Origin of the sequence: Methanoculleus sp. SDB (assembly GCA_001412355.1) — an archaeon.
GTDB lineage: Archaea > Halobacteriota > Methanomicrobia > Methanomicrobiales > Methanomicrobiaceae > LKUD01.
Window position 1 is genome coordinate 34,532 of record LKUD01000086.1, and the last position, 18,898, is coordinate 53,429.

Genomic DNA, 18,898 nt, shown 5'->3' on the forward strand with positions numbered 1-18,898 from the left:
AGAAACATGAAAATAACGGGTGAAATCAATGGATAACACAACAGATGCTATCGTATACCGCCTCGGTGCAATGTGCGGAATAGAGGATGTCGAGGAAGGAAAGGACTATGAGGCGCGGGTACAGGGATTTGCAAATTTCGGCACCTTTGTACTGTTAAACGACCGCGTGAAGGGACTTGTTCATAAAAGCAACGTGAAGCTGGATCACCGGGAACGCGATCCGATTGTCGTGAGGGTACTCTCCATCCGGCGAAACGGCAATATCGATCTTGAGGAAGTGACTCCCGGCATTTACAGGACGCAGACGGTCACGACAAAGACTCCGCCGGTTCGGCTGACCGATCTCGGGCAGAAGATCGGGAGGAGCGTGATGGTGGAAGGGGAGATCGCACAGATCAAGCAGACGTCCGGCCCGACGATCTTTACCATCGTTGATGAAACCGGAACGGAAAATGCCGCCGCCTTTGTGGAGGCGGGTGTCCGGGCCTATCCCGACGTTCTTGTCGGGGACATCGTGAGCATTCTGGGGGAGGTGATGAAGCGCAACAACCAGCTCCAGATTGAGGTTGCTTCGCTTACCGTCCTCGGAGAGGATGACGCGGCACGCGTTCGCGTACGAATCGACGATGCCCTTGACAAACGGGCGGAGCCGGACGACATCCCGTTCCTCGTCGAGAGTGCCGTGCTCGAGCGACTCCGTCCCGAAATGCGAAAAATCGCGAAAATCATCAGGAAAGCAGTCTTTACCGCCCAGCCCATCGTCCTGCGCCATCATGCAGACGCGGACGGCATTTCGGCTGCGGTCGCGGTGGAGGCTGCGGTTTCCGGACTGATGCGGGAGAGCGGGGCCGACTTTGATGCCGAGAATTATCTCTTCAAACGGGCTCCCTCGAAGGCGCCGTTCTACGAGATTGAGGATGTGACCCGCGATCTTGACTATGCCACGAAGGACAGCGTCAGGTTCGGGCAGAAAATGCCGCTGATCCTGATGATGGACAATGGTTCGACGGAGGAGGACGAACCCTCGTACCGCATGGCACGGGTGTACGACCTGCCGATCGTGGTCGTCGATCACCACCATCCCGACGAATCCGTTGACCGGTTCTTAAAAGCGCATGTCAATCCCTATCATGCGGGCGGCGATTTCGGGATAACCGCAGGAATGCTTGGTACTGAGATCGCCCGTTTCATCCATCCGCCCGTCGAAGACCGTATCCGGCATATCCCTGCGGTGGCGGGTGTCGGGGACCGGAGCGAGGCGCCGGAGCGGGAGAAATACCTCGCACTGGTTAAAGACATGTATCCCGAGGAGCACTGCAAAGAGATAGCCCTTGCCCTCGATTATGAACAGTTCTGGCTCAGGTTCAACGACGGCCGGGAGATTGTGAAGGATATCCTCAATCTCAATAATAACTATGAACGCCACCGGAACCTTGTCGCCCTGCTCGTGCAGGAGGCGAATACCGCCATCGACGAGCAGTTAAGGGCGTCCATGCCCCATGTGATCGAACAGCATCTCGTAAGCGGCGCACGGCTCTTTGCCCTTGACGTTGAGATATATGCCCACCGGTTCACATTTCCGCCGCCTGGAAAAACATCAGGGGAGGTGCATGACCGTCTCTGCCGGAAGCACGCCGGCGATGCGGTTGTGACACTCGGGATCGGCCCCGATTTTGCGGTCATCAGGTCACGGGGCGTCCTCATGAATATACCACGGATGGTCCGGGAGCTCCGCGAGGAGATTGACGGGGGCGGTGTGAACGGGGGCGGTCACCTCGTCGTCGGCAGCATCAAGTTCGTTGAGGGGATGCGGGATGTCGTCATTGCCCGCCTGATTGAAAAGATCGGGGAGTATCCGCTGGAGCTCTGACGGCATTAGCGATTATCATTATGGTTTATCGGTCTGGGCGGGACCCGCCCTCCCGATTTCCGTATTAAGTGGGTTTGGGTGATAATGAGGCTCTCCAATCTGCTGGATTCGATAGAACTCAAACCGCATTCTTTAAATAATGGATAGTATATAACACATACTTACCCTATGGAGGATCACGATGTCCCATACTAACCGCATCAGGGATACGTACTCGGAATCTCAGCGGAAAATACTATATTATCTTAAAAGAGGGCTTGATAAAGGTAAACACTATTTCAAGTCAAAATATATCGCCAAGGAACTGGGGCTTTCGCCCAAGGAAGTAGGCACAAATCTTGCCATTCTCGCGGAAATCTGCGAGGAACTGGATATCAGCCGGTGGAGCTATTCAAACAGCACCACATGGCGTGTCCTTCCCCGTGGTGTTTGAAAACCTCTTTTTAATGTTCCCTGATGTTCAGTCGTCCGATAGTGCGAGGCCTGCCTCTTCCCGGCTGTCGGGTCGGTGCCGGAACCGTGTGGCGACCCGGTCCGGTGGGATGCCTCCTTTTTTTCCATCCAAATGATTATGAAACGTGGCGAGAGACCAGTATATATGGAAAAAACAGTCGTCGAATTCACATCGCACATAGAGTTCATTGCATCCATCGATTCCACAAAGGACTGCCTGATGAATCAGGGTCCCGAGGATCGGGCGGAGGGGGCGGAGACGGAACTCTGGTTTAACATCGATGTCCCCAAAGGTCACGGCCTGAAAAAGGGTGACAGGATTCGGATTATCGTCGAACGCGCCTGATTGCCTTTTTTAAAATACTTTTACCGGCCGTTCGAAGGAGAGTGTATACCTGTCCGCGTCACGGACCCGTACGATGAGGTACATCCGGGTAGTGGATACCTGAATATTTTTCCGGACGACTTCACGATGGCGGACTTCTCCTCCGTCGATGATTCCTCCGGTTTCCGCGTTTACCAGCACCCATTCGAGCAGTCCTGATTGCGGATGGTTCTGTGCCTCAAGTGTTGAATTGATCCGCCATAACGGGTAGGGTACACTGAAATACTGGGTGATGCCGCCCTGCGACTCCCGGAGAAAGCCGAACGTTTCAATCTTGGTGCTATGCCATTCCGGATCCGAGGCTCCGAACGTGGACATATTGTCGGGCAGGAATATCAGGGGATATTGGCCGGGATTCGGGGTATAAAAGATGCGGTACGGTCCTGTTTCAGTCGGTTCCGGTGTCGGCGTTGCAGGAACCTGCGGAGGTGCGGGTGTCGGTTCGGGGTCGCTTCCGAAAACACCCTCTCCGTTGAGAGCGGGCTGCACCACAAGGGCGAGTAAAGCGACGATTGCACAGGCGGCAACAACCGTGATCAGATCCCGGATATCCACATATAGCGTTACATGGCGAATGACATAAATCCGGCGGATTGCAGGGGAGATAGAAAAGCGATTTAATCCGGGTATATATTTATCAGGTACCACAAGCAATTTTCAACGGGATTATGGACCTTGCCGCCCTTCGTACCTGGACAATATTCTATCTTATTTCTTTCGTCGTCCTCCTATGGGCGCTGTTTCTTACCACACAGGGCGTACTTCTCGGTTTCGGGCTGACCCTCGTCCTCGTCGTCGTCGGTCTCAATTTCTTTTTCGTATCGCTGGAAGTGAAAAGAATTGCCGAAAGAAGGGAGCTTATGGCAGCGCTTTCCGAATCGGATGCCGGGGATCGAGGCCGGTAAAAAAAGTGTCCCTCCCTGTCCCGGCGGGCGCTCAATCCTGCTTCAGATAAATCTTCTGCAGTGAATTAAACGGACGATACAGGTGCTCCACTTCGCGGCCGAGGAACTCGGTCTTTCCGAGTACGTAATATCCCCTGCTCAGGAGGGCGGGATGGAAGATCTCAGCGAGTGCGTTTTTCTGTTTCTCGGTAAAGTAGATGGTGACATTACGGCACAGGATGATATCAAGAGATTTCACAGCTGGCTGACCGCTCATCAGATCGTGCTGCTGGAACCGGATCATTTCCCTGATATGCGGTTTGATCTCGAACCTGCCGTCACTCAGTATCCTGAAATGCCTGCGAATCTGACTCTCAGAAAGGTTTTCGAGCGACCTTTTGTCATAGATTCCGTTTCGGGCGGTTTTCAGTGCCTCGGGATCGATATCTGTGGCGGTAATCATCACCCTGACGTTCGGGCGGAGGCGTGTCATATCATATGCCATCAGTGCGAGCGTGTAGGGTTCCTCGCCCGTTGCACACCCGGCACTCCAGATCCGAATCCGCTCCTTCCGTTTCATCAGTTCGGGGAGGACTTCCTTCTGAAGTACATCGAATACCTCCTTGTCCCGCCAGAATTTTGTTACATTGATAGTCAGGGCATTTCGAAGAGATTCCTGTTCTTTTTCATCGGATGCAAAGAACGTATGGTATGCTTCAAAGTTCTGCATGCCGCAAAGACGCATGCGTGACTGAATTCGCCGTTTAATATATTCTTCCTTGTAATTGGAGCATTTTATGGAGAGGATTTCCTCGATGCTCCCCTGAAGCAGCCGAAAATGGTCCATGGGGGGGTGGCCTTCCTATTGTGTCCGGTTTTCCAGATCCTTCAGAAGGCGGAGCATATCTACCCAGATGACCAGTCCCTGTTTCTTCTCCGCATCATCACCGCCTACCTTGATGATGCCTTTTACAAAACTGCTGATGTCCGATGATATTCCTTCACCTACGTGTTCGACATTCTCCTCGGATACCTGGATGACACTATGCACATCATCGACAATAATGCCGACATTTGATCCGCCGGCCGTTTCAGTTGTCAGCACAATGATTTTGCGGTTTTCCAGCTCCTCGTTCGGAGGGAGACTGAGGAGATGGTTGAGACTGATGATACTCGTGATCTCACCCCTGAGGTTGATAATCCCCGAAATATACGGGGGAGCCCGGGGGATGGGAGTGATGGGCATCATCTCTACGATCTCCCTGGCCAGATAGATGTCGAGGGCATACCGCTCGCCGCTCAACTCAAATTCGACCAGATCGAAATGTGTACTCATGGTCCACCCTTAGTTGAGTTTGAACTTTTTCATCATCGTCATGAGGTGTCCGGCCATGTCGGTCATTTCATGGGCGGCACTGCCGACTTCCTCGACAGATGCACTCACTTCCTGTGCGAGGGCTGCCATATCCTCGATGCGCTCCATGTTCTCCTTCGTGAGGGCCGTGGAGTCTTCCATGCTCTGCATCACGCGGTTTGTGGCATGCGCCTGGTCTTCGGCCGCTTTCGTAATCTCGGTAATACCGTGGGCGGCTTTCTCGACGTCGGTGACGATCTGGTTCAGTGCTTCGATTGTGGAATTCACGGCATTGACACCCTGCTGGATCTCGGTGTGCGAGGTCTTCATCGAGGCAGCAGTCTTCGCGCTCTTTGTCTGGATCGACATGATCAGATCCTCGATATGCTGGCTTGCATCTTTCGACTCGCCTGCAAGGTTTCGGATTTCTCCGGCCACGACGGCGAAACCGCGCCCGTGCTCTCCCGCCCGTGCCGCCTCGATGGCTGCGTTGAGGGCAAGCAGGTTCGTCTGTGCGGCGATTCCGGCGATGAGTTTTACGATATTGGAGATTTCACGCATCTCGTCATTTAACTGGGTAATTTCAGCGACGCTCTCCTCGGAGATGGTTCCCACGAGCTGCATCTTGGCATGCGTGTCCCTGCCGATCTCGGCCGCTTTGCTTCCTTCCGCGGCTGCTTTCTGTGCCCGGGACATGACTTCCTGTGTTGTGGAGGCGATCTCCTCGATCGATGCCGAGAGATCCGAGATTTCCCGGTTGATGTCCTCGATCTGGGCGAGGAGGTTCCTGGTAAACTCGGACGACTCCTGGGTTGCCACGGCGACCTGCTCGGTCGCACGGCCAATTTCATCCGAGCTTTTACTCACTTCCTGCGACGTTCCCTCAACCTGATGTGCGTCCTGGCCTACCTCTTCGATCAGCTGCTTCATGGCGGTGATCGATTTGTTATAGTCCTGTTTGAGGGTCTGGAGCGGATCATCGTCCTCGAGGGCGACAAACGCGGTGAGATCCCCGTCCGCCATCTTTGTCATGGCCTCTGCAAGGACACCGGCGCTTTCATTGAGCTTCGCTGCCTCGGCCTGAGCGGTCTCCATGAGCTTTTGCACTTCCTGGCCCTTACGGTGGTCCTCGGTCACATCCTGGTAGATGTAATAATTAACGTCGATCTCGCCCTTGTCGTTGAGAATCGGGACCTGATAGAGGATCAGGTAGGATTTTTCGCCGTTCGGCCATGCGACCTCCATGTTCGTGATCGCCTTCTTCTTCGTCTCGTAGGAAGCGTAGAAGTCGTCTCCGCCGGTGATGGTAATGTCGAAATCGTAGAGCTTCTTTGCCATCAGTTCGTCGTAGGATCCGCGCCATACGCGCTGGTATTCCACGTTGAGGTCGAGCCGGTGCTTATCGTCCGCAAGGATGGTGATCGCCTGCGGGTTCTCCTTGATGAATGCCTCGGCACGCCTCTTGAGAATATTGACCTCCTCCATTTCGCGGCGTTCCACGGTAACGTCGTTGTAGACGATGAGGATGTTTGTGAGATCCCCGTTTGCGTTCGTAATCGGGATGCCGTGCTGTTCGAGAATGTGGGTACCGCTCGGAAGGTCGACGGTGACTTCTCCGAAACTGCGCTTGCTCTCCTTGATGACCTTTCCAAGGCCTTCGCCCTTCTGGTCGAGGATCGTGAAGTCCCGTGCATTCATTGCGAGGATTTCTTCCCGGGTGTACCCGCTCATCCTGACATATGCCTCGTTCGTGACAACGATTTTGAAGTCCTTTGTGACGAGCAGAATCGGCATCGGGTTTTCCTGAACAATCGTCTCGGCGCGACGCTGGAGTGCCTCGTTTATCTTCAGCTGCTTTTCGATCTGTTCGGCTTCCCGGCGCTCCGTGGTAATGTCGTTGTACACGAAGTACGCATGTGCGGTCAATCCGGCTCCGTCATCGACGGGAATGCCGTACTGTTCGATGATCTTGGATCGTCCGTCCTTGAAGGTGATCTGGAGTTCGCACTTCGTGTGGACGCCCTTGAATGTTTTATCCGTGGTGTCGCCCTTGAGGTGTTTAATCTTGTAATCGGTCTTTTCCATGGAGAGGAGTTTGTCCCGCGGCTGTTCCATGAGGTCTTCGTACGATTCGTTGAGATCAACGACGTCGAATGAGCGGTTTAAGAGGACCATCGGAAGGGGATTCTCACGAAAAAGTGTTTCAGTCTGCCTTTTAATTACTTCTTCCGCCGCGATTTTCTTAAAAATCTCGTTCACGGCATCGGCGAGCGGCCGGAGAGGTTTGGCAAGCGTTGCCGGGTCGATCTGCACGTCGGTTTCGCCTGCCTTTGCATCCTCAATGGCGGATATAAATAATTCAATGAATTCATAATCCATATTCTGCTGCGATTCAGGTGCCGGCATTCCCGTCCGGGTTCCGGTTACCGTGCTTTTCTTCTTTGCTACTGCCATAAGTCATTTCTCCCTTATCATGTCGCATTGAATTTCGATCGACAGCCCCTGATCCGGGGCTCCGTTCCATACCGTGCCCCGGGGCGCTTCTGTGCAGTGCGCATCGTTCCCGTCCCATGCCCGGACGATCCGCTGCGCCTGCATGCCCCTCTGGGATACGGCACTTCGCTTGATAGCATACGCATCCCACCTGGTACAACCGGTGGGAAATTTTTCAGTTCTGACGCCGGGCCGTATGAATTACAGAAGGATGGCCTCGCACCGCCGTGATCCGGTGATGACGGGACAGGGCCGGTTCCTGCTGGTGCCAGATTGATGGTAGCCTTCATTACGACCTCGTTTAGCCTCTAAAAATGCTCATTAACGCCATACCTGTTCTTCGGCTGATCGGCCGGATCGATGTCCCGTCATTCTGATGGCGGGAGGGTCGCTTTCTGTGTTCCACCCTCTTTTTCCTGACTGGTGCAGGAATCCGGCGATATCGGGGCGTGAGGTTGCCGTGCGGGAACCTCTCCCGTGGTGTGCGTATGCTGTGATCGAAATTGTGTGACACCTCGCCTGATGGTTCGGTATACAGTGAGTATAATACTCAGCACTTATAATTATTTCTAATACTACTTATAAATCTTTCTTTTTATATCCAATCCATATTAGTGGTTAAAAAAACAAAATATACAATATATGTGGGGTAATACTAATGGTTAATTGGTGGGGATAATCAATGCCGATATTGAATGGAGATAAACTGAAAATCGTTGTATTCGGTGCATTCAATGCCGGGAAGTCATCTTTTATCCGGGCGGTGGATCCGGCGTCCCGGCATGTCGAGGCACGGACAGACGGTGGAACGACCACCGTTGCACTTGACTTCGGAAGAGTGACTTTCGGAAGCACGAAAGTCTTTATTTTTGGAACACCCGGTCAGGAACGCTTTGAATTTGTCCGCCGGATCCTTTCGCGCGGAATGGACGGCGCCATCGTGATGGTGGATGCAACGCGCAGTATCGATGCGATGACCTGTGATTTCTGCGAATGGCTTCATGAAACAGGGATTCCTTTTGTCGTTATGCTCAACAAATGCGACCTCCCCGGCGCGTCGCCCGGAATGTTTGCCGATCTCGTGGGCGACGGGTACGTCCACTGCATTTCCGCCCTCACCGGCGATCAGGTGCATGACGCCCTCGGGCTCTTTGTTGAGCGCCTCATCCGTCTGCGCCGGAAAAACACATAGTATTAAGTCCAATCGATTTTTACATTGAGATAATGTCCATCGGAAGAATCATCTGCCTTCTTGTACTGGTGTGCGTATCGGCGGCACTCACGGCCGGGTGCACCTCCTACACGTTCGGGGACGTGGCATATGCGGACGACACGCTCCATGTGATGGTGAATAGTGGTGACGAACCGCGGCAGGTCACCGTCCAGGTCACCATCTTCGACACGACCGGATTTGCTCAGGCGGAAGTGTACCGGAAGGCTGAGTATCTGGATCTCGTCACGGGTGGGAACGAGTATCTCGTCCCCATCAGCCTCCGGCCCGGAACGTACAAAATATACCTCTATATTATGGTGGACGGCGCGAGGACCACGAGCGTGATCCGGGATATTACAGTCCCATGACGGCGGATGCCCTGATTTCCGTGGCTCTCGGGGAACGACCGGCAGATCTGGTCTGTCATGACGTATCCCTCTTCAATCCGTTTTCCTGTGAGTGGGAAGAGACGTCCTTTGCCGTTGCCGGTGGACGGGTGGCGGGCATCGGTGCATACGAGGGAATCCGCGAGATCCGCTTCGGGGGAGCGCAGTGCGTCCCCGGACTGATCGACGCCCATGTTCACATCGAGAGCTCGCTCCTGACCCCCGTGGAGTACGGGAGGCTTGTACTCGGGCATGGCACGACCACGGTCGTTGCCGACCCCCACGAGATCGCAAATGTGGCAGGGACCGACGGGCTCGACTATATGCTTGCAGAGCGGAAAAAAACGCCGCTCGACATCCTCCTCATGCTCCCGAGCTGCGTACCGGCGACTCCGATGGATCGCGGAGGCGCCACCCTCACGGCGGAGGATCTCTCGGCATACACGGACCGCGAGGGTATCCTCGGCCTCGGGGAGATGATGAACGTGCCGGGGGTGCTCTCCGGGGACCCCGGCGTCGCGGCGAAGATGTCGCTCTGCCGGATTATCGACGGTCATGCACCGCTCCTCTCCGGGCATGCACTGAACGCATATATCGGGGCGGGGGCGCAGAGCGACCACGAATGCACGAATCTTACCGAGGCGCGGGAAAAACTGCGCCGCGGCATGTACATCATGATCCGCGAGGGATCAACAGAGCGAAACCTCCGGGACCTCATCCCTCTGATAACCCCCGCTACCCTGTCACGCCTCTGCTTCGCGACCGACGACCGGCACGCGGACATGCTTGTTGCCGAGGGCCATATCGATGACTGCATCCGGAAAGCCGTCGGATACGGATGCGAACCCGAACATGCCCTTCGCATGGCCACGCTCTCCGCCGCCGAGCGTTTCGGTCTCGCTGATCGCGGTGCGGTTGCACCGGGCAGGATTGCCGATTTCTGCATACTGGAAGACGGAAAGGAATTCCGGGTTGCCCGGACATTCCGTGCGGGCGTCGAATTCCGCGATCCCGGCTATACCCGCCCTGCCTCCATTTCTCGTCCGTTTTCCTGTACGCTTCCCGTTCCCGCCGATCTCACGATCACGAAAGGAGGAAACGCCCGCGTCATCCGCCTCCTCGAACACCAGATCCTGACCGGAGCGGAGGAGATCGGAATTGCGCCGGGGTCGATCCCCGATACGGAGCGGGATATCCTTCCTGCGGTCGTATGCGACCGGTACCGTGCCTCCGGGTTCGGTATCGGTCTCGTACAGGGACTGCACCTTAAATCGGGCGCTATTGCCTCCAGTGTATCCCATGATTCGCACAATATTGTCGCGGCGGGTGCCGATACCGCGGACATCCTGAAGGCGGTCGGAGAGGTTATCGATCACAAAGGGGGCATGGCGGCGGTCAACGGTGATTCGATCGCAGTCCTTCCGCTCCCCTGTGCAGGGCTCATGTCGGATCTTCCCTATGAGGAGGTCGCCCGCCGGATCGGTGCACTGGAGCAGGCGGTGGCGGGGATGGGCGGCATCGCCCATCCGTTCATGTACCTCTCCTTCCTCGCCCTCACCGTCATACCGCACCGCAGGCTGACAGAACGCGGAGTCTTCGATGCCGACCGTTTCGAAGACATTTCCCTTTTTTCCGGAGAGGATCCCCCTCCCTGATCAGCGGATCAGGGAAGGTTGTGGTCGACCTGCCACGGCTCGCGCCGCCTGTCGATGACAGAGCCTGCGGCGGCATGCCAGCCGTAGAGATCATTTTCAGACTGGAGCGCCCATTTCATGTCCTGCGGCGGATATATCACTTCTGCGCGGATCTCTTCCAGCAGTACGCGCCCGAGCGGGCCGGCCGACTGTGTCTCGACCCGCATCGGATACGTGGGATCGGGGCCGTATCCGGTAATGGTAACGGAATTTTTCCTGTCAAGTACGATTCTGATATGCCACTGGTCCATTGTTTTCGCCTTCTGTATCGGTCTGTGATCCTATCAATCTTCGCGGGCGGATGTCAGACCGCAACCTGCATGCCGGTGAGATATCCTGCGATGAGCAGACCCGCGATGAGCAGGGGCTGATGGACAAGATAAATCGCAAGCGAGTGGCGCCCGAGAAAGGCAAACGGTGAAGCCGCCGCCGGCATGTCGCCCGCAAAGGGCATCCGGCGCAGGCCGCCGGGGTACAGCGTGGCGCCGGCGTACATGCCGATGAGGACGACCCCGAACCAGGGAATCAGGGGCTCGTAATCAAGAGATACGAACGATGCGGGGTGGATGCCGATCCATGCAAGCCAGAGCGGCCCTTCGATTCCCCGGATAGCGTACGAAGCGGCAAAGAGGGCCGCGCCGGCAAGAAGATTGAGTCTCCGGAACCCGAAAAAAAGGGGTGCGATGGCTATGGAAACGCCGATGAGGTGGAGAATCCCGAACAGCACGTATCCCTCTCCGGGGTAGACGAGCGTCACGGCGGTGATCCCCATGCCCAGCAGGAAGATACCGCCGCCGCGGAGGGCATATTTCCGGTACGGTGCGGGATTCCGGTTCGTATCGCGGCGGGCATTGCTGATGGTAAGCGAGAGGCCCACGAGAAACACGAACGAACCTGCCGTTGCATAGGCGAAATACCGCCAGAATCCGGTATGGACGGTGATATCCGCAATATGAAAGAACGAGAGATCAAAGAGGAAGTGGTAGGTAATCATCATGAGAATCGCACATCCCCGGAGGGCATCGATCTCCCAGTACCTCCGGTGGGAATGCCGCTCTCCTGTTCCCGCCTCATCACCCGTAGCATGCTCCATTGCTATTTCCTGCTCTCCCGACAGTTTCTCTGCATAGTGATTTCTGCTCATCACACCAAATACTTTCCAGATGGCGGCCCACGAACATATTATCGAGGCAATCGGGCGGACCCGCGTCGTCGTGAGGGACGGCCGCGTTGTGGAAGTCGGTGATCCGATCATCAGTGATTGTCCGCTGGCACAACGGTTTGGCCACCCTGTCCGTGAGATGACGAAGGAGGAGATTCAGGCAAATATCGAGGAGCGGATACGGTCGTTCGGCATGTGCACGGCTGATCGTGACATTGGAACAACCCGGGACTTTGTCGTATTCGGGGCATCCGAACTGCTCGGTTCCGCCATGGCGGGGGGGCTGATCGATGCCGCTGTCATCGCCTGCGAGGGTGCGGGGACGGTCATCGCCCTCCGGCCCGATCTGGTGCAGGGCATCGGGGGCCGGATGTCCGGGCTTCAGAGCACGACACCGATTCCATCTCTCATCAGGCGTATCGAAGATGCCGGCGGCATCGTCCCGTTTCCCGGCACGGCCGCACTCGACCAGTACGGCGGTGTCGCCCGGGCCCGGGAGGCGGGGTATGCCCGCGTGGCGGTCACCGTGGCGGAGGCGTCCGATGCGGTTCGGATACGGGAGGATTTCCCGTCTTCGGTCATTGTCGGAGTACATACGACGGGCATCTCCCGCGGGGATGCGGAGCAGATGGCGGCGGCCTGTGATATCCTTTCCGCATGTGCGTCCGCCTCGGTGCGTGAGGCGGTGACAGGGCGCGTACGGATCCAGGGAGGCATGTCCGTTCCCGTATACGCTCTTACGCCGGCGGGAAAGGCGATCATCCTTGAAAAAATCAGGGTGACCGAACGGCCCATGCTCATACACGGAGCCTCACTGCCGCTCTCCGGGGAGAAAGGACCCGCTCCGCTTCTCTGATGATTTTTCAGAGTCCCATCAGGCCAAAGAGATCCGGGAATCTTTTCAGCACGAAATCAGGAACGATAGAAGGATAAGGGGTTTTCATCCAGTCGCCGTATTCGGCATACACCGTGGTCATTCCCAGGCGGTTTCCCGGTTCAATCTCACGCCGGAGGCTGTCGCCAACCACCCATACCTCATCGGGTCTGCAGTCCAGAGTGCGGAGTGCGTACAGGAATGAATCATGCCCGGGTTTTCGCGTGCCTGAAACCTCCGGGGTCACAACACAGTCAAAGTAGCAGGCAATTCCGGTGTGTTCCAGCCTTTCCGCCGCATGTCCGCTTTCCGCATCCGTCACAACAGCCATTCCGATCCCCTTCTCCCGGAGGAGGGTGAGTGTGTCGGCAACCCCGTCGAAGAGCCGGATAGACTGCAGCTTCACCTCATCGTAGCGGCGGCACGCCGCCGTGAAAGTCTCACCCGTCCAGGCATCACGGTCGCGCATGAAATCCTCAATGTTTGCATGGTCTTCGAAGCCGTGGACATTCCGAAGAAAATAGCGGAAGAGCTCTATTCCTTCGCCGCACCCGATGCACTCCACGGCACTCGTGCAGGCGGCAATTTTTGCGTCAACGAAATTGTAGAGCGTGTTGTCCATATCAAAAAGACATGCACGGGGCTTTTTTTCGGGATAGACGACCATAGTGCATCAGAAGTGTATGCGGACCATGCAAATTAAACTTGGGGACGGGTACCCTGCTACCTGCGAAGGACGAGCCAGAGGAAAAAAATCATCAGGAACCCGAAAATAAGGAGACAAAACGCGTAAAATGAGAAGACATATCCCGTAAGAACATAACCGCCGTCAGAAGCAAGTAATGCTGTGGCTGGCATGACGAAGGGTACCTCATTTTCCACACTGATATACGTGTGCACGGCTGTATCTCTCCGGTGTTATCGCCCCGCGGATACCGGCCATATGCTTTCCCCGATGGATATCCGCCGCGTGTCCGGATCTGTCATCGCCGGAGCAGCCGAAACGACTCCGTACCGGCTGTCACGTACATTTTTGCGTTTGCAGTGCTAAAAGCCCCTCCGCGGCATGAGCGCGAACGACCGGGTCGGGATCAGCCTGCAGTTTTTCCAGGGCATGCCGCGCACCCGCTTCAACCACAACGCCGGGTTCCCCTTTCCGCACAAGGATGCCGATCAGCTGCGCTGCGGCGCTCCGCACCGGAGCGGCAGCATCGGAAAGACATGCGATCAGCGGCACCACGCCACCCGCATCGATGAGGTGGCGGGGTGTCCAGGCCGGATCCCAGGTACTCATCAGGAGCGCTTCTATCGCGGTAAGCCTCAGGTCGTCGTCCGGCCCCGAAAGATATCCGACGAGAGATTCGATCAGCCGTTTCCTGATTTCTTCATTGTCTGCCATTTCCCCTTCTCCCCCCTGTCTCTGTCGCGCATATGATCCCACCGCTCCTCAGGAGCATCTTCGTGAACCGTTTCGGTGCGCCCGGATTTACCCGATCATCAGATGGGATTCTGGAGCATTATCGATGCGTTGAGCACCGCGGCGAAGCAGACCCAGAGGATGTAGGGGACAAGAAGCCATGCGGCATCCCGCCGGACGGCTGAGAACCTGACGGTGGTGGCGATCAGGACGAGAAGAAGGAGCAGGATTTCGGCAAGAGCGAGGGCGGGGTTCTGCAGGCCGAAGAAGATGAGCGACCAGAGCATGTTCAGGATGAGCTGTGCTGCGAAGAGGGCGAGGGCGCCGCGGACTGCGGGTTTGTCCGTCCCCTCCATCCAGACCCGGTACAGAGCGATGCCCATGAGGATGTACAGCACGGTCCACACCGGTGCAAAGACAAACGGCGGAGGAAAAAAATCGGGTTTTACCAGCGTTTCGTACCATGTTCCGGGCCCGGTATTCGTGACGAGTGAACCCGGGATGCCTGCTGCGATACTGACCGCAATCGCAAGTGCCAGTCGGACGGGATTCCTGACAAGCCCCGGCATGTGTTCCATACACCGCGGTATCTTCCCCTGCGATAATAAACGTAACGGAAATCCGGTTCGTCCGGAGAGGGGCTGAGCAGCACACATGCCGGACCCGGCCCCCTCCTTCGGCATCGCCCTGTGCGGTATGGTCAGGTGCGCACTTTTTTGCCTCCCGACACACAAGGATGATGCGAGACCATGGGATTTCAGTACCTCTTCGGTCCGGTCCCGTCGCGCAGGCTCGGTGTTTCGCTCGGCATTGATCTGGTACCCTTCAAAACCTGCAGTTTCAACTGTATCTTCTGCGAATGCGGACCGACGACGGACCTTACGACGGAACGGAAGGAATATGTCCCGACGGATGATGTCATACGGGAACTCGACACGTTTCTCGCCTCGCACCCGCATCTTGATTTCATTACCTTTTCCGGTTCGGGAGAACCGACGCTCCATACGGGAATCGGGGCAATTGCTCGACATGTAAAGGAACGTTTCCCCGGGTACCGGCTGGCACTCCTTACAAATTCGAGCCTGCTTTCCGATGCGAAGGTCAGGAACGACATACTCGATATCGATGTCGTCATCCCCTCCCTCAATGCGGTTTCGGAACGAGTCTTCCGAAAGATAAACCGGTCGCACCCGTCTCTCTCACCGGACCAGATTACCGATGGCCTGATCGCATTCAGAAGCGAATATTCCGGTGCAATCTGGCTTGAAATCTTCATCATCCCGGGCCTCAACGACACTCCCGGAGAACTGGATCTGCTGAAGGCCGCCCTACGGAAGATACGGCCCGATAAGGTTCAGCTCAATACCCTTGACCGTCCCGGCGTCGTCGACTGGGTCAACCCGTCACCGGCGTCCGACATGGAGCGGATTGCACGGCATCTCGATTACCCCGGTGTCGAGATCATCACGGGTGCGGAGTCACGCTCGGAGATTCCCTGTTTTTCAGCCGACGTCCTTGAGACGATTCTCCGGACGATCAGGAGACGGCCCTGTACGATGCAGGATCTGGCCCGGATCACCGGCCTTCATCCCGATGAAATCACGAAATACACCGGTATCCTGCGGGAAAGAAATCTTATTCTGGAAAAAAGGGAAGAAAGAGGTATATTTTATACCTGTGCCCCATGAGACGGGAAATCCGGATTCCACGGTGGAATCCGCCCGATTCTCCCTCCTATCCGAGTGCAACATCCAGTATCATCATCACGACGAATCCGATCATCGCTCCCATCGTGGCAAGATCGGAATTCCCGTGCAGCTGCGACTCGGGGACCACCTCCTCAACCACCACGAAGATCATCGCACCCGCGGCGAATGCGAGGGCGTAGGGAAGCACCGGCATGACGAAATACACGAGTGCCGCTCCGATGAGGGCGGCAACCGGCTCCACCTGTGCGGAGAGCTGCCCGTACCAGAAACTTTTCCGGATAGAAAAACCCTCCCTCCTGAGCGGGACGGATACGGCAACGCCCTCGGGAATATTCTGGATGCCGATCCCGATGGCCAGTGCAACCGCACCTCCCAGCGTTGCCGAGGGCAGACCGGATGCGAGGGCACCGAACGCCACACCGACGGCAAGCCCTTCGGGAATGTTATGCAGCGTAATGGCCAGAACCAGCAGGGTTGCTTTCTGAAGCGATGATGCGGGCCCTTCGGCCTCGCTCACCGGAAAGCCAAGGTGGAGATGGGGGAGAATTTTGTCGATGATGCCGAGAAATATCCCGCCCAGGACAAATCCGACGGCAGCAGGAAGCCATTCAGGCAGCCCCGTCTCGGCTGCCAGCTCGATTGCGGGAACAAGCAGAGACCAGAAACTCGCCGCTATCATCACCCCGGCGGCAAACCCGAGCATAAGGTCCAGAATACGCCGGTCGACTTCCTTCATGAGTACAACCGTTGCCGCACCCAGTGCTGTAAGAGCCCACGTAAAGAGGCCCGCGAGAAATGCCTGCGTGATGGGATTCTGCTGTGCAAAGAGTTCAATCATAGGGTAGTCTGCCGTACATCCACCGCATCATCGATTCCCGTGCCGATATGCGCGGTCTCGCGCGATGGCCTGCCGGGATAACAGAGGTTCATCTAATAATCGGCGCCGGTGATGGCCCCCGCCACCACCGTTACGAAAGGGTTTGCGATCACCGCAGGAACTTGGATACAAAGGGCGACGTCTCTCCCCGTCTGAGGAAATGGCCCGATGGTCCTTCTCCGAGGAATTCTGAAAACCACGATTCGTGCTCGATCTCCTCGTTCAGGATGGAGAGAGCGAGGTCATAGGTCCGGTGGTCCTTTCCTGCCGTCATCGTGCAGATATGCGTATATGCTCTGACGGCACACCGCTCGGCCTCAACGAGAACGGTGAGTATCGCCAGGACATCGGTCGGATCGGCGGGAAGGGAAGCCGGCGGGCACCCCGAGATGTTATGGAAGTCCACCATGCTGTCCGGAAGCTTTCCTCCCAACTCATAGATGCGCGGAACAAGCGCTTCAAAGTGATTTCTGTCCTCGATACGGGCGGTTTCGGCGATCTCTTTGATGCCTTCGCCCTCGAGGCCGATCAGGTTGAACCGAAGAATCGTGTAGTAGTAGTACGTCGTCAGTTCTGCCGCTGCGTTCTTTACCAGGAGTTCAAGGAGGCGATCGACATCGACACCCGCATCCTCCACCATTTTTCGTGCTACTTTGGCCATGATTCCACCTCTGGAATGCGGGAGGATACTTTTTCTTCAGCGATAAATGTTATCCCCGACCCCTCCCGAACAGCGGAGTTCCCCGTCCCGGGAAACCCTCCGGTTCCTGATGCCCGCAGCTGATGTTTATGAAAATTCCCGGATATCCGAATCCCGCGGCAGATCTGGCCGTCTGCCGGTATCAGGATACCAAGTGAAAACGATATTACTCATGGTGTTTTATGATGCTGGTACCGGAGTACCGCATGCCTATCGACACAGATATTCTCGCCCTCCTTGACAACGGGGCGGCAATCCGGAAGAGAGCTCTTATCCGGCAGCTCGTGGATTCGCACCAGGGGAGCATGGAGTACACTAAAAAGGCGATTGATGGGAGAATTTCAGCCCTTGTCGAAGATGGACGGATTGTCCCCGTCCTTAACGAGGATCTCGCCGGATTCGGACTGTCAGATGCCGGAAAAAATGCTTCCTATCTCATCTCCCGGCAGGCATTCGAGCGCAAGTGGCGGTTCGACAGGATGATCGAAGGGATTTCGTGCGGTAGCAGGGACGATTGTGCTGCCGCCCTTCACGAAGCCCTTCTCTACAAGTCGCTTTACCGGCTGACTCCCGCACAGCTGGATATGATCGTTCCCGCACTGGATCATGAGTACAGCGTTGCATACACGGCTCTCCAGTGCCTGTACTCGGCGGCTGTCCGGAGGGGCGATCTTCCGGCTGACACGGCAGTTCTCACACAAAAATTACAGCATCTCCTCGAACGGTTCCGTGACGACGATACGTGCCGCCCTGCCATCCGTCATGCTGTTCATCTTCTTGCATACATGGGTGATGAAGCCGTTATCGGGCAGCTTGAGCATGACGCGCCCCGGTTTGACAGCGACCGCCTGAAGCGGGAGGAATATATGTATCCTGTCATGGTGAACGTGATTGATGCATACCGGTCGGAACTCCATGCACTGGCAAGTGCGCTCATGGCCGGGGGGAAGAAGAGGGCTGCACGGGATATACGTGCAATTTGCGAGTATGCACTCGATCCGCAGGAATATAAGAGAAAAATGCAAAAAATCCAGGAAGAAGAAGTCGAGATATTTTAGGAGAGGTGATTGCGATGTTTGCCACACATGATGAGGCCGGGTACAGGGAATCCCTTGCCGGAATACGGCAGAAAACTCTTGTATGGGGAGAAAAGATGCTGATGACCGAATTTTTGCTTGCCCGGGGCACGACACTGCCTCCCCATTCTCACTCGCACGAGCAGACCGGCTATCTCGTCGCAGGACACATGACGCTATCTGTCGGGGACGAGCGGTTCGATGCGAAACCCGGAGACAGCTGGGACATCCCGGCGAATACCGAACACATGGCGGAAATTCATGAAGATTCCATCGCAGTCGAGGTCTTCTGTCCGGTCAGGGAGGATTACCTTCCCGATTGATGGCAGATGAGCATGTGCCGGGCATTCG

Annotated in this window: 22 protein-coding genes; 11 read left to right on the forward strand and 11 right to left on the reverse strand. The window is 56.1% G+C overall.

Annotated elements, in window-relative coordinates:
* Positions 1-28: 28 nt before the first annotated feature.
* The 3 genes from APR53_05220 (at position 29) to APR53_05230 (ending at position 2,669) form a co-directional block, all read left to right on the forward strand.
* Positions 29-1,870, forward strand: coding sequence for a phosphoesterase (locus APR53_05220; protein KQC03496.1), 1,842 nt, complete (start codon positions 29-31; stop codon positions 1,868-1,870).
* A 181-nt stretch (positions 1,871-2,051) separates the two neighbouring features.
* The gene (locus tag APR53_05225; protein ID KQC03497.1) at positions 2,052-2,303 is read left to right on the forward strand and encodes a hypothetical protein; all 252 of its coding nucleotides are present in this window, start codon (positions 2,052-2,054) and stop codon (positions 2,301-2,303) included.
* 165 nt (positions 2,304-2,468) lie between these two features.
* A complete protein-coding gene (locus APR53_05230; GenBank protein KQC03498.1) occupies positions 2,469-2,669 on the forward strand; it encodes a hypothetical protein in 201 nt (66 codons plus the stop codon).
* 9 nt (positions 2,670-2,678) lie between these two features.
* On the opposite strand, the gene APR53_05235 is transcribed toward APR53_05230, so the two are convergent.
* Positions 2,679-3,263, reverse strand: a complete 585-nt coding sequence (locus APR53_05235; GenBank protein KQC03499.1) for a hypothetical protein — start codon at positions 3,261-3,263, stop codon at positions 2,679-2,681.
* 113 nt (positions 3,264-3,376) lie between these two features.
* On the opposite strand from APR53_05235, the gene APR53_05240 reads away from it, so the two are divergent.
* Positions 3,377-3,613, forward strand: a complete 237-nt coding sequence (locus APR53_05240) for a hypothetical protein (protein ID KQC03500.1) — start codon at positions 3,377-3,379, stop codon at positions 3,611-3,613.
* 31 nt (positions 3,614-3,644) lie between these two features.
* Here the strand turns inward: APR53_05240 and APR53_05245 are convergent, their stop codons facing one another.
* Genes APR53_05245 through APR53_05255 form a run of 3 tightly spaced genes read right to left on the reverse strand, consistent with a single transcriptional unit; the run spans position 3,645 to position 7,400 of the window.
* A complete protein-coding gene (locus APR53_05245; GenBank protein KQC03501.1) occupies positions 3,645-4,439 on the reverse strand; it encodes a chemotaxis protein CheR in 795 nt (264 codons plus the stop codon).
* Between the two features lie 15 nt (positions 4,440-4,454).
* Positions 4,455-4,928, reverse strand: a complete 474-nt coding sequence (locus tag APR53_05250; GenBank protein ID KQC03502.1) for a chemotaxis protein CheW — start codon at positions 4,926-4,928, stop codon at positions 4,455-4,457.
* Positions 4,929-4,937: 9 nt separating this feature from the next.
* Complete coding sequence (locus APR53_05255; GenBank protein KQC03503.1) at positions 4,938-7,400, reverse strand: hypothetical protein; 2,463 nt, start codon at positions 7,398-7,400, stop codon at positions 4,938-4,940.
* A 721-nt stretch (positions 7,401-8,121) separates the two neighbouring features.
* Here APR53_05255 and APR53_05260 point away from each other — a divergent pair.
* The 3 genes from APR53_05260 to APR53_05270 are packed head-to-tail and all read left to right on the forward strand — an operon-like array spanning position 8,122 to position 10,693.
* Complete coding sequence (locus tag APR53_05260; GenBank protein ID KQC03504.1) at positions 8,122-8,631, forward strand: GTP-binding protein; 510 nt, start codon at positions 8,122-8,124, stop codon at positions 8,629-8,631.
* A 32-nt stretch (positions 8,632-8,663) separates the two neighbouring features.
* A complete protein-coding gene (locus tag APR53_05265; protein ID KQC03505.1) occupies positions 8,664-9,020 on the forward strand; it encodes a hypothetical protein in 357 nt (118 codons plus the stop codon).
* Positions 9,017-10,693, forward strand: a complete 1,677-nt coding sequence (locus APR53_05270) for an adenosine deaminase (GenBank protein ID KQC03506.1) — start codon at positions 9,017-9,019, stop codon at positions 10,691-10,693. The genes APR53_05265 and APR53_05270 overlap by 4 nt, the downstream gene beginning before the upstream one ends.
* An 8-nt stretch (positions 10,694-10,701) precedes the next feature.
* Here APR53_05270 and APR53_05275 read toward each other — a convergent pair whose 3' ends face one another.
* Both APR53_05275 and APR53_05280 read right to left on the reverse strand, forming a co-directional pair.
* Entirely contained in the window at positions 10,702-10,983 is a 282-nt protein-coding gene (locus APR53_05275) for a hypothetical protein (protein ID KQC03507.1), read from the reverse strand.
* Positions 10,984-11,036: 53 nt separating this feature from the next.
* Positions 11,037-11,825, reverse strand: a complete 789-nt coding sequence (locus APR53_05280) for a hypothetical protein (protein ID KQC03508.1) — start codon at positions 11,823-11,825, stop codon at positions 11,037-11,039.
* A 70-nt stretch (positions 11,826-11,895) separates the two neighbouring features.
* On the opposite strand from APR53_05280, the gene APR53_05285 reads away from it, so the two are divergent.
* Positions 11,896-12,750 (forward strand): hypothetical protein, encoded by an 855-nt coding sequence (locus tag APR53_05285; GenBank protein KQC03509.1) that lies wholly within the window; start codon positions 11,896-11,898, stop codon positions 12,748-12,750.
* A 7-nt stretch (positions 12,751-12,757) separates the two neighbouring features.
* Here the strand turns inward: APR53_05285 and APR53_05290 are convergent, their stop codons facing one another.
* The 3 genes from APR53_05290 to APR53_05300 all read right to left on the reverse strand — a co-directional run bounded on the left by APR53_05290 (position 12,758) and on the right by APR53_05300 (position 14,763).
* The gene (locus APR53_05290) at positions 12,758-13,435 is read right to left on the reverse strand and encodes a hypothetical protein (protein KQC03510.1); all 678 of its coding nucleotides are present in this window, start codon (positions 13,433-13,435) and stop codon (positions 12,758-12,760) included.
* Positions 13,436-13,789: 354 nt separating this feature from the next.
* Positions 13,790-14,167 (reverse strand): hypothetical protein, encoded by a 378-nt coding sequence (locus tag APR53_05295; GenBank protein KQC03511.1) that lies wholly within the window; start codon positions 14,165-14,167, stop codon positions 13,790-13,792.
* A gap of 98 nt (positions 14,168-14,265) precedes the next feature.
* Positions 14,266-14,763: a hypothetical protein gene (locus APR53_05300; GenBank protein ID KQC03512.1), complete on the reverse strand. Its 498-nt coding sequence runs from the start codon at positions 14,761-14,763 to the stop codon at positions 14,266-14,268.
* Between the two features lie 171 nt (positions 14,764-14,934).
* Between APR53_05300 and APR53_05305 the strand changes: the two genes are divergently transcribed.
* Positions 14,935-15,873: a radical SAM protein gene (locus APR53_05305; GenBank protein KQC03513.1), complete on the forward strand. Its 939-nt coding sequence runs from the start codon at positions 14,935-14,937 to the stop codon at positions 15,871-15,873.
* A gap of 46 nt (positions 15,874-15,919) precedes the next feature.
* Here APR53_05305 and APR53_05310 read toward each other — a convergent pair whose 3' ends face one another.
* Both APR53_05310 and APR53_05315 read right to left on the reverse strand, forming a co-directional pair.
* Complete coding sequence (locus tag APR53_05310) at positions 15,920-16,729, reverse strand: dihydroorotate dehydrogenase (GenBank protein KQC03522.1); 810 nt, start codon at positions 16,727-16,729, stop codon at positions 15,920-15,922.
* 151 nt (positions 16,730-16,880) lie between these two features.
* Entirely contained in the window at positions 16,881-17,432 is a 552-nt protein-coding gene (locus APR53_05315) for a DNA protection protein DPS (protein KQC03514.1), read from the reverse strand.
* Positions 17,433-17,653: 221 nt separating this feature from the next.
* Between APR53_05315 and APR53_05320 the strand changes: the two genes are divergently transcribed.
* Positions 17,654-18,529, forward strand: a complete 876-nt coding sequence (locus APR53_05320) for a hypothetical protein (GenBank protein ID KQC03515.1) — start codon at positions 17,654-17,656, stop codon at positions 18,527-18,529.
* 14 nt (positions 18,530-18,543) lie between these two features.
* Positions 18,544-18,870 (forward strand): cupin, encoded by a 327-nt coding sequence (locus APR53_05325; protein KQC03523.1) that lies wholly within the window; start codon positions 18,544-18,546, stop codon positions 18,868-18,870.
* Positions 18,871-18,898: the final 28 nt, after the last annotated feature.